13 protein-coding genes are annotated in these 13,693 nt (G+C 39.6%); 10 read left to right on the top strand and 3 right to left on the bottom strand.

Annotated elements, in window-relative coordinates; all coding sequences use genetic code 11:
- Positions 1 to 26: 26 nt before the first annotated feature.
- From DYH63_RS09870 to DYH63_RS09860, 3 genes are read left to right on the top strand one after another with little or no spacing between them, the layout of a single operon-like run.
- Positions 27 to 923, top strand: coding sequence for a DMT family transporter (locus DYH63_RS09870; RefSeq protein ID WP_116788646.1), 897 nt, complete (start codon positions 27 to 29; stop codon positions 921 to 923).
- A gap of 1 nt (position 924) precedes the next feature.
- The gene (locus DYH63_RS09865; RefSeq protein WP_116788645.1) at positions 925 to 1,380 is read left to right on the top strand and encodes a GNAT family N-acetyltransferase; all 456 of its coding nucleotides are present in this window, start codon (positions 925 to 927) and stop codon (positions 1,378 to 1,380) included.
- Between the two features lie 5 nt (positions 1,381 to 1,385).
- Positions 1,386 to 1,904 (top strand): GNAT family N-acetyltransferase, encoded by a 519-nt coding sequence (locus tag DYH63_RS09860; RefSeq protein ID WP_116788644.1) that lies wholly within the window; start codon positions 1,386 to 1,388, stop codon positions 1,902 to 1,904.
- 160 nt (positions 1,905 to 2,064) lie between these two features.
- On the opposite strand, the gene DYH63_RS09855 is transcribed toward DYH63_RS09860, so the two are convergent.
- Genes DYH63_RS09855 through DYH63_RS09845 form a run of 3 tightly spaced genes read right to left on the bottom strand, consistent with a single transcriptional unit; the run spans position 2,065 to position 5,450 of the window.
- Positions 2,065 to 3,222, bottom strand: coding sequence for a MalY/PatB family protein (locus DYH63_RS09855; protein ID WP_116788643.1), 1,158 nt, complete (start codon positions 3,220 to 3,222; stop codon positions 2,065 to 2,067).
- Between the two features lie 42 nt (positions 3,223 to 3,264).
- Complete coding sequence (egtB, locus tag DYH63_RS09850; RefSeq protein ID WP_116788642.1) at positions 3,265 to 4,449, bottom strand: ergothioneine biosynthesis protein EgtB; 1,185 nt, start codon at positions 4,447 to 4,449, stop codon at positions 3,265 to 3,267.
- A gap of 8 nt (positions 4,450 to 4,457) precedes the next feature.
- The gene (locus DYH63_RS09845) at positions 4,458 to 5,450 is read right to left on the bottom strand and encodes an L-histidine N(alpha)-methyltransferase (protein WP_116788641.1); all 993 of its coding nucleotides are present in this window, start codon (positions 5,448 to 5,450) and stop codon (positions 4,458 to 4,460) included.
- 342 nt (positions 5,451 to 5,792) lie between these two features.
- Here DYH63_RS09845 and DYH63_RS09840 point away from each other — a divergent pair, with 342 nt between their 5' ends.
- From DYH63_RS09840 to ligD, 7 genes are all read left to right on the top strand, one after another.
- Positions 5,793 to 6,626 carry an STAS domain-containing protein gene (locus tag DYH63_RS09840; protein WP_116788640.1) on the top strand — a complete coding sequence of 278 codons (834 nt, stop codon included), beginning with the start codon at positions 5,793 to 5,795 and terminating at the stop codon, positions 6,624 to 6,626.
- Between the two features lie 13 nt (positions 6,627 to 6,639).
- A complete protein-coding gene (locus DYH63_RS09835) occupies positions 6,640 to 7,041 on the top strand; it encodes an STAS domain-containing protein (RefSeq protein WP_116788639.1) in 402 nt (133 codons plus the stop codon).
- A complete protein-coding gene (locus tag DYH63_RS09830; protein WP_240409092.1) occupies positions 7,004 to 7,435 on the top strand; it encodes an anti-sigma regulatory factor in 432 nt (143 codons plus the stop codon). Before DYH63_RS09835 ends, DYH63_RS09830 begins: the two co-directional genes overlap by 38 nt.
- The gene (locus DYH63_RS09825) at positions 7,428 to 8,441 is read left to right on the top strand and encodes a SpoIIE family protein phosphatase (protein ID WP_116788637.1); all 1,014 of its coding nucleotides are present in this window, start codon (positions 7,428 to 7,430) and stop codon (positions 8,439 to 8,441) included. The genes DYH63_RS09830 and DYH63_RS09825 overlap by 8 nt, the downstream gene beginning before the upstream one ends.
- Before the next feature lie 4 nt (positions 8,442 to 8,445).
- Entirely contained in the window at positions 8,446 to 10,050 is a 1,605-nt protein-coding gene (locus DYH63_RS09820) for a PAS domain-containing sensor histidine kinase (protein WP_116788636.1), read from the top strand.
- Between the two features lie 185 nt (positions 10,051 to 10,235).
- The gene (gene ku / locus DYH63_RS09815; RefSeq protein ID WP_116788635.1) at positions 10,236 to 11,021 is read left to right on the top strand and encodes a non-homologous end joining protein Ku; all 786 of its coding nucleotides are present in this window, start codon (positions 10,236 to 10,238) and stop codon (positions 11,019 to 11,021) included.
- A 6-nt stretch (positions 11,022 to 11,027) separates the two neighbouring features.
- The gene (ligD, locus tag DYH63_RS09810; protein WP_116788634.1) at positions 11,028 to 13,613 is read left to right on the top strand and encodes a DNA ligase D; all 2,586 of its coding nucleotides are present in this window, start codon (positions 11,028 to 11,030) and stop codon (positions 13,611 to 13,613) included.
- The last annotated feature ends 80 nt before the right edge of the window (positions 13,614 to 13,693 follow it).

Genomic DNA, 13,693 nt, shown 5'->3' with positions numbered 1-13,693 from the left:
TTTATGAATTAAATTAATTAAGCTATATGCCTAAAAAAAATATATACCTAATCCTTTTGTCTTTGGGAACTGCCCTTTGGGGCATATCATTCTCAGTTACAAAACTCGCCGTGCAGGAGTCATCTCTCTATATCTTTTTATTTTATCGCTTTTCATTGGCTACCGTTATCCTATGCGCCTGTTTTTACAAGTATTTTAAAGAGACCAGTAGTGAAAGCCTGCTTGGAGGTGTAAAACTCGCCCTGCCGCTTACCGCCGGAATTATGCTTCAGACGTTAGGGCTCAAATATCTTCCGGCCTCACAATGCACCTTTATTGCAGGTATATGTGTGGTTATGGTTCCTGTGCTAAAATGGGGCGTGTATAAAATGAGCGTATCAGCTAAGATATGGATTGCATCGCTAGTCGCATTAGCCGGGTTATGTATCATTTCAGTTTCAGACACATTTACCATCAATCAGGGTGCTATTTACACAATCCTGGGGACTTTTGGTTTCAGTATGTACCTCATACTGGTCGAAAAGCAAGCTACTAAGGGCAATATTATTACAACAGTAGTGCCTATGTTTGCCGCATGCACTGTACTAAGTTTATGTTTTGCCGTGACTGAGCCTGCCGGAAGCTGGGTTCCTGCTAATAATAACTTTTGGATGGCTGTTATATATTGTGCTGTTTTTACCACAGCTTTTATGTATACGGTTTCAATGATGGCACAAAAATATATACCTGCAGAACGGGTTGCCATTATTTATCTTTTTGAACCTGTTTTTGGAGCTATAGCCGCTTTTTTTATATTAAACGAAGATTTGTCATGGCGGCTGTTTATCGGGGGCGGATTAATACTGGCTGCAACTTTTGTAGCGGAACTGAATATTAAAAATATGGGGTTTCGTAAAGGAATACGAACCAATAAAATAAGTTAAGATGGATTATATAATAAGAGATTGTAAAGAAACAGATTTGGACAAGCTGGTTATTTTATGCGAAAAACATGCGGCCTATGAAAGGGCAGCGTATCTGGTCGAAGGGAAAAAAGAAAGGCTTCAGTATGCCCTGTTTTCTGACAACCGCCAGTTGAATTGCCTGGTAGTTGAAGTATCAGGTACTATTATCGGGTATGCTACTTATACATTTGATTTTTCAACCTGGGATGCCCAGAAGTTTATTTACCTTGACTGCCTGTATCTTGAAGATGAGTACAGGAATTATGGCATAGGTGCGGTTCTTATGGATAAAGTCAAACAAGCAGGAGAAGCCAATGGTTGTATCAATATGCAATGGCAAACCCCCGATTTTAATGAAAAAGCCATAAAATTCTACAAGCGAATCGGTGGCGTAGGAAAAGAGAAAATGAGATTTACCTTGAACCTTGAACAGTAATTAGTATGAATGATATTATTTTAAACCAAGCAGGGCCTGAAGCCAGTATCTTTTTACAGCAATTGGGTAAAAGGACTTTTTATGAAACATTTGCCGAAAGTAATAATGAGGAAATAATCCAAAACTACCTTGAAAAAAGTTTCAGTGCTGAAAAAATAGAACATGAGCTATCCAATCCTGAATCTTATTTCTTTATTGCTTATGAACAGGATACCCCGGTAGGCTACTTAAAACTAAACACAGGAAAAGCCCAGACAGAACTTCAGGGTAATAGTGCCCTTGAGATTGAGCGTATTTATGTGTTGAAGGATTTCCATGGAAAAAAGGTCGGACAAGTGCTTTTTGAAAAAGCACTGGAGATTTCAAGGCAGTTAAATAAAGAATTTATATGGCTGGGTGTATGGGAACAAAATACAAAGGCGGTACGTTTTTATGAAAAGAATGGCTTTGTTGCTTTTGACACACATATATTTAAAATGGGCGATGAGGAACAGACTGATATACTGATGAAAAAGACATTATAGTTAAATCTGCATTAACTTGAGTACTTAAAAAAGTAAATTTAAAATCTGTTAAAGCAAAGTATTTTTTGAAGCACTTTTATCAGTTTTCTTTTTGGGTTTTGTTGTTAGATGATTTTGCGACCATATGTTGCTTTAATATCGTAAATTAAAAATGCATAACTTAACTGAAAGCTTTGAGCAATCTGCCCAACCCTTCCCTCAATGTTTGACGGGGGCAGGCGATATTAATCCTCAAGAAATGCGCTCCTACACTACCATACATACTACCAGCATTTAACCAAAGCTTATGCTCATTTAATAATTTTTCGGTTAGTGTTGAAGCTGGTTCCGGGATATTACAACAGTCAAGCCACACTAAGTAAGTAGCCTGTAACGGTATAACTTTAAGCTGTGGCAGTTGTTCTTCAACAAATGATTTTAGATATAGGTAATTGTCATATAGATATACTTTTACAGCATCAAGCCATTGTGTGCCGTCGTTATAAGCTGCAATAAGTGCTTCAATAGCAAAAGGGCTAAGCAGTTCCATTTCCTGAACTAACAGCGTTTTTTGAATCTGTTCCCTGAAGCCCGCATTTTCTGTAAAGAGGTATCCCACCTGCAATCCTGCAAGATTAAAGGCTTTACTGGGTGAGCTTAACGTGATTGAATTATTAGCATATTTTTTACCAATTGATGCATAAGGTGTATGTTTGAAACCCCTTAATGTAAGGTCGGCATGTATTTCATCAGAAATTACGATTACATTATGCCTGAGGCATATATCTCCAATTTTCTGTAATTCGTCAAACGTCCATACTCTCCCAACCGGATTGTGAGGATTGCTGAGTAAAAGTAACTTTGCATCCGTATTTGAAGCCTTTAATTCCAAGTCGTTAAAATCTATAGAATAATTGCCATCACTGTAAATTAGGTTATTTTCCAAAACCTCACAGCCACAGTTTTCGAGCGTTGTGTAAAAGTGATTGTACACGGGTGGCTGTATGATTACTTTACCACCTTTATTTACCAATGACCGGATAATAGCAGATAGGGCAGGAATAACACCGGATGTGGGTATTACCCAGTCTTTTTGAAGGCTGAAATTGTGTTGTGTTTGCCACCAGTTAATAATAGCATCATAAAAACGGGAAGGCATTTGTGTGTAGCCAAAAACACCATGGGTAACACGCTTTTGCAACGCTTCTATAATTGCAGGGGCAGCTTTAAAATCCATATCGGCTACCCACATTGGCAGTATATCAGAAGAGGGAGCAGCATCCCATTTTATAGAATTGGTGTTTCTTCGGTCTGTTATTTCATCAAAATTAAATTCCATCGATTAGCCAGTTTATGGCTTACTAAGATAAAGTATTATTACTTATTTTGCCAGGCGTATACCGGTAAACTGCCATTGGTGCTTCGGATGGAAAAAATTTCTATATGTATTACGGCTATGCCCCGCCGGTGTGGCTACAGATGCACCACGCAACACCATTTGGCTTACCATAAATTTACCGTTGTATTCGCCAATAGCACCCGGTTCTTTACTAAACCCGGGGTATGGCAGATAAGCACTGTTTGTCCATTCCCACCGTTCGCCCCAGTTAAACAACCCGGATGCTACTTCCCACTCGGCTTCGGTTGGCAGGCGCATTCCTTTCCAGGAAGCAAAGGCAGACGCTTCATAGAAATTAATATGGCAAACGGGTTTTAAAAGATCAACATCCTTAATACCATTTAGGGTATAATATTTCCATTGGTTATCAACCTCATGCCAGTATAGCGGCGCTTTGGTTCCGGTTTGCTTCACCCATTCCCAGCCTTCCGAATGCCAATGACGAAAATCAGTATATCCGCCGTTAATAATAAAATCAAGATATTCAGCATTGGTTACAGGTGAGCTGGCTATCTGAAATGTATCGAGATATACCTTATGCCTGCCCAGCTCATTGTCAAAACAAAAGCCTTCACCTTTATATCCTATTTCATATATCCCGGCATTAATGTCAACATACTTTATGTCGTCTACTAACGATTCCTGAAAAACATTTCCATCTGTATAGGCAGGGAAAAGAGGGTTGTGCCCCAGTATGTATTTTATATCACTATATAATAATTCCTGGTGCTGCTGTTCGTGGTTCAGGCCGAGTTCAATCAATGCTAAAAGCTTATCATCATAAAGACCCTTGTTTAAAAAAACTTCCATTTGTTCATCTACATACGCCCTGTATCGGTACACATCAGTAATTGACGGACGGCTGAGGTTGCCCCGGTCGGTACGTAAAATACGTGCCCCGACACTTTCATAATAGCTGTTGAAAACAAAATTGTATTGCGGATTAAATTCCCTGTACCCCTTGAAATTAGGTAAAAGAATAAAGGTTTCAAAAAACCATGTAGTATGCCCCATGTGCCATTTCGGAGGGCTCACATCGGCAATGGGTTGTACTACATAGTCTTCTATTTCCAGAGGTTTACAAATTACCTCAGTATGGTTCCGTACGCTGTTGTAGCGCTGTAAAAGCTTTTCAGGAGTTAGTAGGTGTATGGTATTATTTTCCATTGAAATTATTATTTAGCAATCCATATTGAATCGGTAAACCACCCTTTATTATCATAAGCAGCTCCGCCTATATAAAAGCCGGACTCCTCTGCCATCATGGCTATATCATTTTTAGAAAACTTTTGGGATACTTCCATGTAAATGGCTTCATCTTTTTCGAAGTTAATTACTTTATCATCAATAATCACAGTTTGCTTTTTAAGGCTGACCAGATAGCTCCTGCAGGCGCCTGTAAGCGGATCGTAATTTTGATAGTGTTCAAAATCCTGAATATCGAAATTTGCGCCAAGTTCGCGGTTGATACGTGTGAGGAGGTTGAGGTTAAAAGCTGCCGTTATACCCTGCTTATCATTATAAGCATCTAATATGGTTTGCGGATGCTTTTTAAGGTCAAAACCAATCAGCAAAATATCACCCGGATTTAAATACTCCCTAAGTTTCATGCAAAACGACAAGGCTTCGTCTTTTTCCATGTTGCCAATGTTGCCTCCCAAAAACATTAAGACTTTTCTTCGTGCAGAAATATGTGTGGCTTGCTCAAGCATATCGAAATATTCCCCTTCAAGGGTTATGATATCCAGGCCAGGTATTTCAGCAGTTAATCGTTTATTGAGTACAGAAAGTATATTTCCGGAAATATCGATAGGCATATAGGTAAAGTCTGTATCTGTTTCGACCAGATTTTTTAACAAATACGATGACTTTGTAGCATCGCCGGCGCCCAATTCAATAAGGTCGAAAGGTGAATTATCTGCCGCTATATAGCCATTTAATAATCTTGTCTGGTTTTTAAAAATATCCAGTTCACACCGGGTAAGATAATATTCAGGCATGCCCATTATTTGTTGAAACAGGACATCTCCTTTCTCATCATAAAAGTATTTTGACTCTAATGTTTTAGGAATGCTTTGAAGTCCGTCAAGAACATCGGCAAAGAAACGGTCATTAGAATCCTTACAGTTTTTATCCTCACGGCACAGTATATTTTCGGGTTGTAACATAGATTATTATTGTTGTTATTTGGGATTTTAGGTTAGCACTACAATCTTACCGTCACTGGAGTTTATCCATATAGCATTGGATCGGGCCAATTCTGTTATATTAAATGTACGTTTAATGGAGGGTTTAATAATCGCTTTTTCGATATCCTTAACATAAATTGGGGAAGACCAAGCGATAGTCTTCCCTAGTTAGCTTCAATAGTTTGACTATATCTGCTCTATATTACTGTGTTACTAAATACAGGTGTGTAAGTTGTAAGAAATATTCATAATTTCATGACGCAGCCTCCCGCCAAATTCCTTATATTTGGTATTAAATCCTTATACAATCAAACATACATAATGGAAAAAACTACAATTGAGATTTTAAAAGGCAATGGCGGGGCTATCCTTGATTTATGGATAACTAAACAAAAGGAGGATGAAGGGTATTTTAATGTAGACGACCAGATTGATGATTCTAAAGAACTGGTAGAATCTTTTCTCAGTTCCATAAATACTGCCACACTTGAAGACAGAAATGCCGATGCCTTTGAAAAAGTTAACGAAGTACTTATGGGTATTTCCGTTTCGCGTGCTAAACAGGGCTTTTCGCCACGGGAAACCGCCCTTTATATGTTTGGATTCAAGGAAGCGCTTTTAGAAATCTTATCCCAGAATATTTCAGAACCTGCAATATTATATACTGATAGTCTTAAAATTAGTAAGATCATTGATAATATGGCAGTACTAACTTTTGAAGGCTTTATTAAAGGGCGTGAGGACGTGATTATGCGACAAACTGATGAAATTACCGAAATTTCAACCCCGGTAATAAGGGTTTGGGATGGTATTGTGGCCCTGCCTATTATTGGAACCCTTGACAGTGCCAGGACGCAGGTTGTTATGGAAAGCCTGTTACAACAGATAGTAGAAACTGGCAGCACTATAGCGATACTTGACATTTCCGGAGTTCCTGCAGTAGATACCCTTGTTGCACAACATCTTATTAAAACCGTTAGCGCCACGCGTCTTTTAGGTGCTGAGTGTATTATTAGCGGTATAAGGCCGGAAATTGCCCAGATAGTAGTGCATTTAGGAATCGACCTGTCAGGTATTATGACTAAATCTACATTGGCGAGCGCGCTGCAAACAGCTTTCCACATGTTGCAAATTCAGGTTACTAAAAGAAAATAATTAATCGATAGAAATGGACAGAATACCTATTTTAAAAATGGGCGATTTTTTACTGGTTACCATACAGGTAGATTTGTATGACCAGTTGGCCGAAAACCTTGAAACAGACCTTGTTAATTCGGTAAAAAAGCATGAATCCAAGGGCGTACTTATTGATATTTCTTCGGTTTCCATCATTGATTCCTTTATGGGAAGGATATTGGGTAATATTGGAGTAATGTCTAAAATAATGGGCGCAGAATCGGTCATTGTGGGCATGCAGCCTGCGGTTGCCATAACTTTGGTTGAGCTTGGGTTAACCCTTACAGGGGTATCTACGGCACTTAATGTTGAAAAAGGTATGGAGCTGTTGCGTTCCAAAATAATATTGAGTGACAATGAAAGCGATACCCATGATGACAACGATACTGAATAAGGAAGATGTTGTTATTGTGCGAGAGCAGGATGTAGTTCCGTTTCGCAACAAGGTAAAAGAAGCTGCTGTAAAAATTGGTATGGGGATACTGAACCAGACAAAACTTATTACAGCAGCGAGCGAACTAGTGCGTAACCTGCTGAAATATGGTGGCGGTGGCATAGTTGGTATAGAATCAGTAAATGATGGCAGGCAGCCTGGAATACGCCTTATTTTTAGTGATAAAGGGCCTGGTATTGTCGATGTTGACCTTGCTATGAAAGACGGTTACAGCACCGGTAAAAGCCTTGGATTAGGGCTGCCGGGAACTAAAAGGCTGGTTAATGAATTTAATATACAATCTGCCGTTGGACAAGGAACAACGGTAACGATAATAAAATGGAAGAATGGATAATACGTTTTACAGTTATAGGATTGAAGATAAAAGCTATGTTTCTTTTGTAAAACGTGAAATTCATAACCTTACTGTTGCTGCCGGTTTCAGTTCACAAAAAACCGGTGAAATTGACATCGTAGTTTCAGAACTTGCATCAAACCTTGTTAAATTTGTGGGTTCAGGTGAAATTTTATACCGCACGGCAACAGATACTAACGGTGTTTTTTTTGAGATATATTGCCTGGACAAAGGGCAGGGTATACACAACCTGCCACAAATGATGAGGGATGGTGCATCCACCTCACAAACACTGGGGCAGGGGCTGGGCGCTATTGAACGTCTTAGTTCTGAATCATCTATTTACACGTTAAAGGGCTGGGGTACTGTTGCGCATAGTAAGATTTATAAAGATGCGCAAAATGAAATTTTCAGGAAAGAGCCTGTGCACGTTGCCGCTGTACAGGTAAACATGCCAGGAGAATCTGTATGTGGCGACGGATATGCGGTAAAGTATGCTAACAATGGTGTATACTTTTTTTTAGGCGATGGGCTGGGTCATGGTGAACATGCACATGATGCCGTTGCCTTAGCGATAACAGCGTTTAAAGAATGTCGCGAAAAAAGTTTGGTCGCCATTTTACAATACATACATCATGAAGTTAAGAAAACGCGGGGACTTGTAGCCACTATTGTGTTTTTAGACCTAAAGGCACAAAAATGGCATCTCTGCGGTATCGGTAATATTGCCACTTCTATTTACACCGGGCTTGAGAGCAAAAATTATACTCCATACAATGGCATTGTGGGGCTAAATATACCCCGTACACTAACGGAATCTGTTTTTGAGCTTAATAAATACCAGACGCTCGTTATGCATTCTGACGGGTTAAGGGGGCGGTGGAACTTAACCGGTATGCCAGGATTGTTAAAACATTCGCCAAATACCATAGCAGGTACGCTTTATAAGGACCACGCACGCGGTACTGATGATATGTCTGTACTGGTAGCCAAGGTAAATTTATAAAATTATGAAAGAGATTATAAGCATAAGGCTGGATAATGAGATGGACCTGATACTGGCGCACAAGCGCAGTATCAAGCTGGCGGAGCTATGTGGGCTTATGGCATCTTCCCAAACCCGATTTGCCACGGCTGTATCTGAAATTGCACGCTGTGCTATTGCAAGCGGTCTGGAATCGTATCTTGTATTAGGCATTAATTCTTTAAATGGCGGTAAGAAAGAAATAACAGCCGTACTGCACGATAAAATAGACCTTGCGGGTTGCAACCCTGAGGCGTTTAATTATGCAAAGCGTCTTGTAAAGGATATTATTACAAGTGCTGAGCAAGGAGACTATAAAATTATACTTGCTGCCAAGGTTCCATATTCCGGAATCCTTTCAGAATTAAGGATCAGTTCATTTATAGAATATTTTAAAAAAGAGGCGCCACTTTCAGCATACGATGAAATAAGGAAAAAGAATATACAACTAATTGAGCTTGCAGACAAAGTAACTGAAAGCGAAAATAATTACAGGCAATTAACTGATACCTTACCGTTTATTGTATTTTCCGTTTCAAAATCAGATAAGATTTTTGTAACCAATAAAAGCGCAGAAAACCTTTTAGGCACTACCGTAAAGGAGTTTTCGCCGGCTATTATTCACAAGTTGTTTTATGCAGATGATGCAGAATCAGTAATTAAGGCATGGAGCGTAGCCAAGAAAAAACAGTCGGTACAATCTATCCAGGCAAGGTTATTTACAGCATCTTCACCGGTTTGGTACCAGGTATATATCGTTCCTAATACTGATGAGAAAGAAAATTCGACCGGCTGGATCATAAGCATGATAAACATCCATGCACAAAAGCTTGTTGAAGAGACCCTGAAGGATAATAAAGAACTGAGGGAGGCGCAGCAAAAACTAAAGGAATATAATGATGAACTTCAACTGAAAAATAAAGAGCTTGAGCAGTTTGCTTATATAGCGAGCCACGACCTGCAGGAGCCGTTGCGAAAAATCAGGAATTTTATATCACTTTCCCAACATAATCGTAAGGATGAAGAAAAACAGGACTTTTATTTTTCGAAGATAAGTGGCGCTGCCGAACGTATGTCGCAACTTATTAAAGATGTGTTAGGATATTCAAGACTGGCCGTAAAACCGGAATTGTTTACCCAAACTGACCTGAACAAGATTATAGAAGAGGTAAAGAATGACCTTGAATTTACAATAAGAGAAAAAGGCGCGGAAATCAATGCAGAAGACCTGCCTACCGTTATGGGGAGTCCTGTTCAATTGAGTCAGCTTTTTTATAATTTAATCAGTAATTCACTAAAGTTTAATACAAGTAAGCCCATCATAAATGTGACAATTAGCAGGGTTAGTGAAGATGCAGCATCATTTTATAAAATTACGGTAAAAGATAATGGTATAGGTATTGAGCCTCATCATATAGGCAAGGTTTTCACCATTTTTAAAAGACTCCACAGCCAAAATGAGTATCCCGGCACCGGTATAGGGCTTGCATTATGCAAAAAAATTGTTGAAAATCATTCTGGTAAGATAGAGATTGATACAGGTGTTAACAATGGTACGTCAATTTCAATTTACCTGCCTGCATCAAAATAATAGAGAATTAATTCTTAAAAAGTAATGATTACATAGTGTATCAATTTAACATTTATTGTAATTTATCGCTTCAAAAAATGTATTTAGTTTATTTTTCTATTGTGACTTTTACACAAAGTAGTATTAAATAGCTATGAAATGCCTTTCATTATTTTTAAATTCATAAAGAATTTAAAATCAAAACTATGAAAGCATTGTGGAAAGGCAGCATCAGCTTTGGCCTGGTGCATATCCCTATAAAAATATACAGCGGTACCCAAACCCATCGCATCGCCCTGGACATGGTGCGTAAAAAAGACAAATGTGCCATACAGTACGTCCGGGTATGTAAAAAAGATGGCAAAGAGGTACCTTGGGAGGACATAGCCAAAGGTTACCGCAAGGAGAACGGCGATTATGTAATTCTTGATAAGGACGACTTTGCCAAAGCGGCCCCTGAAAAAACACAATCACTTGATATTTTTGAGTTCATAAAAGAAGATGAAATCCCTTCTAAATACCTTGAAAAACCGTATATAACTGAGCCGTCTAAAGACGCTAAAAAGGTGTATGCGCTTTTACGCGAAGCACTCCGCAAGTCCGGTAAAGTTGGGCTGTGCAAATTTGTTATGCGTACCACCGAACACCTTGGAATATTGAAGGTGGAGGAGGATGCCATACTACTGATTCAGATACGTTTTGAGGATGAACTCCGAGATCCTGAAGAAGCAGGATTAATTCCTTCTGATATAAAGATTGTCAAGAAAGAACTGGATATGGCCATCAACATTATTGACCAGCTGACTGATACTTTTGACCCTTCAAAATATAAGGATACCTATAAGGCCGAACTGATTAAAATGATCAAGAAAAAAGCTTCGGCTAAACCAGGAGCAAAAGCACCTGCACCGCGCAGGAGGAAGAAAACCCCTGAAGCTAAGGATGATTTACTGGAACAGTTAAAAGCCAGCCTTGCCGCCATTAAAAACTAAGCTGCCATGAAATTATCAGAATACAATAAAAAGCGGGATTTTAAGAAGACAGCAGAACCCAAAGGTAAAATTAAAAAAGCGGGTGAGGCACTGCACTTCGTGGTACAGAAGCACGAGGCTTCTCACCTGCATTTTGACTGGCGGCTGGAAATCGACGGGGTATTGGTAAGCTGGGCAGTGCCTAAAGGCCCAAGTGCAGACCAATCGGTCAAAAGGCTCGCCATGCACGTAGAGGATCACCCTATGGACTATATTGACTTTGAAGGTACCATACCTAAAGGACAATATGGCGGTGGCACCGTTATGGTATGGGACACCGGTACTTATTTGGCTGAAGGAGCTGATACACTGGCGGAGAGCAAAAAAATGATAAAAAAAATGCACGCTGACGGCAATATCAAAGTCGTTATGCAGGGCAAAAAACTAAAAGGATCGTACCACTTGGTACGTATGAGCGGTAAAAAAGAGGAATGGCTGCTTATGAAAGGCAAGGATGATTTTGCCGACAAAAAAGAGTTTGACCAGCATTCGGTACTAACCGGGCGTACACTTATACAAATTGCAAAAGATAAAGCCTCCAATACCTGGGAAAGCGGTAAAAAAGCCACAACAACTAAAAGTGGGGATACCAATAACATCCTTGAAACTACAAAGAAAAGTACCTCCGCGCCATCTTTTACAGCAGATGATGTAGCCGGTGCAAAAAACAGGAAAACGTTCCCTAAAGAATGGAAACCGCAACTTGCTACTTTGACCGACAGTGTATTTGACAATGATGAATGGCTGTTTGAAAACAAATACGACGGTTACAGGGCATTGATACAGATCAATAAAGGTAAGGTTGAACTGATGTCTCGTAACGGGTTGTCATTCAATGCAAAGTATGTGCCATTGGTTGCCTCGTTTGAAACGATTACCGACACCATGATACTGGACGGTGAGATTGTGGTAGAAGACTCAAAAGGGAAAAGCCATTTTCAATGGTTGCAGGATTATGAGGATAACCCCGAGAGAGGAAAGCTGAAATGCTATGTGTTTGATATCTTGTACTTCAACGGGTATGACCTAACCTCATTGCCGTTGTTAAACAGAAAACGAATACTGGAGGCTTTACTACCCAGGCAGGAGGATATAATCTATTCAAAACATACTGTAGGTAAAGGTACTCAGGCACTAGAAAAAGTTACCAAACAAGGCGGTGAAGGGTTAATCGCTAAAAAGGTTGATTCGCTTTACCATGTGAATAAACGCTCCAAAGACTGGCTAAAGATTAAAGTAACCAAAGAACAGGAAATGGTCATTGGCGGCTATACCGAGCCAAAGGGTTCACGTAGCGGGTTTGGCGCATTGTTATTAGGATATTACGAAGGAGATAAATTTATCTATTCCGGGAAAGTGGGGACAGGTTTTAATGAAACTTCATTACACGAGCTTCATGGGGTATTAAAGAAATTAGAGATAAAAACTAATCCTTTTACAACGAAGCCAAAAGAGCCTAACATACATTGGGTAAAACCTGAACTTGTAGCGCAGGTTAAGTATTCTGAATGGACAGAGGCGGGCAGCCTCCGCCACCCGGTATTCATTGCACTCAGGAGCGATAAAAAGGCAAAAGCAGTAACGCGTGAGTTACCAACCAAAACCGATAAGATGGTTAAAGATGTCACCCAAACAACGCAAAAAGAAGCGCACACTTCACAGGGTTTTGATACCGATAAAGTAGCCATAACCAATCCCGATAAAGTGTTTTGGCCTAAAGAGGGGTATACTAAAGGCGATGTAATCGCCTACTATGATGCAATGGCGGATTATGTATTAAGGTACATTCAGGACAGGCCGCAATCGTTAAGGCGCAATCCTGACGGCATTAAAAATGAAGGATTTTTCCAAAAAGATATGGCAGGTAAAGCACCGAAATGGGTTAAAACGCGAAAACTAAAGTCTTCCGCTGATGGAGAATCAATAGAATACTTAATCTGCAATGATAAGGAAACGCTGATCTATATGGCTAACCTCGGGTGTATAGAAATAAACCCCTGGAGCAGCCGTATCGGAAGCATTAATAACCCGGATTACATCATTTTTGACCTTGACCCGAATGAAGCCTCGGTAAAAGACCTCATTAACACTGCAAAGAAAGTAAAGGAAGTATTGGACAAACTTAATATTAAAGGATACCTGAAAACCTCAGGAGGTAAAGGGCTGCATATATTTATACCTGTAAAACCTCAATATACATACGACCAAACACGTGAATTTTCCCACCTGATTAGCCATGCGGTTCATAGCGCACTACCGGATATCACCAGCCTGGAGCGTATGCCCAAAAAACGTATAGGGAAAGTATATCTAGATTTTCTACAAAATGGCAAGGGAAAAACCATGGCTTGTGCCTACTCTTTGCGCCCACGCGAAGGTGCTACTGTCAGCACGCCATTAGACTGGAAAGAACTGGATAGTAAGTTTGATATAAAAAAATACAATATTAAAACATTGCCAGAAAGGGTAGTAGAGAAAGATGATTTATGGAAGGACTTTTTTGATGATGCTATTGATTTAAAAGCAGTGCTTAGTAAACTTTCAGATGGTTAATTAAGGAACAATTTAAAGGGGATAACTCCACCCAGTAAGAAAAAGAATTTAACCATCGGAATGAAACCTATATGAGAGTT

This window comes from Flavobacterium psychrotrophum, from assembly GCF_003403075.1.
GTDB lineage: Bacteria > Bacteroidota > Bacteroidia > Flavobacteriales > Flavobacteriaceae > Flavobacterium > Flavobacterium psychrotrophum.
This window is presented reverse-complemented; position numbering and strand designations above follow the sequence as displayed.

Excerpts from the sequence above, each read along its gene's own strand:
- ku (WP_116788635.1), top strand. The coding sequence starts at position 10,236 with ATGAAAGCATTGTGGAAAGGCAGCATCAGCTTTGGCCTGGTGCATATC.
- DYH63_RS09830 (WP_240409092.1), top strand. The coding sequence starts at position 7,004 with ATGAAAGCGATACCCATGATGACAACGATACTGAATAAGGAAGATGTT.
- DYH63_RS09870 (WP_116788646.1), top strand. The coding sequence starts at position 27 with ATGCCTAAAAAAAATATATACCTAATCCTTTTGTCTTTGGGAACTGCC.
- DYH63_RS09865 (WP_116788645.1), top strand. The coding sequence starts at position 925 with ATGGATTATATAATAAGAGATTGTAAAGAAACAGATTTGGACAAGCTG.
- DYH63_RS09840 (WP_116788640.1), top strand. The coding sequence starts at position 5,793 with ATGGAAAAAACTACAATTGAGATTTTAAAAGGCAATGGCGGGGCTATC.
- ligD (WP_116788634.1), top strand. The coding sequence starts at position 11,028 with ATGAAATTATCAGAATACAATAAAAAGCGGGATTTTAAGAAGACAGCA.
- DYH63_RS09820 (WP_116788636.1), top strand. The coding sequence starts at position 8,446 with ATGAAAGAGATTATAAGCATAAGGCTGGATAATGAGATGGACCTGATA.
- DYH63_RS09845 (WP_116788641.1), bottom strand. The coding sequence starts at position 5,450 with ATGTTACAACCCGAAAATATACTGTGCCGTGAGGATAAAAACTGTAAG.
- DYH63_RS09825 (WP_116788637.1), top strand. The coding sequence starts at position 7,428 with ATGGATAATACGTTTTACAGTTATAGGATTGAAGATAAAAGCTATGTT.
- egtB (WP_116788642.1), bottom strand. The coding sequence starts at position 4,449 with ATGGAAAATAATACCATACACCTACTAACTCCTGAAAAGCTTTTACAG.
- DYH63_RS09835 (WP_116788639.1), top strand. The coding sequence starts at position 6,640 with ATGGACAGAATACCTATTTTAAAAATGGGCGATTTTTTACTGGTTACC.
- DYH63_RS09855 (WP_116788643.1), bottom strand. The coding sequence starts at position 3,222 with ATGGAATTTAATTTTGATGAAATAACAGACCGAAGAAACACCAATTCT.
- DYH63_RS09860 (WP_116788644.1), top strand. The coding sequence starts at position 1,386 with ATGAATGATATTATTTTAAACCAAGCAGGGCCTGAAGCCAGTATCTTT.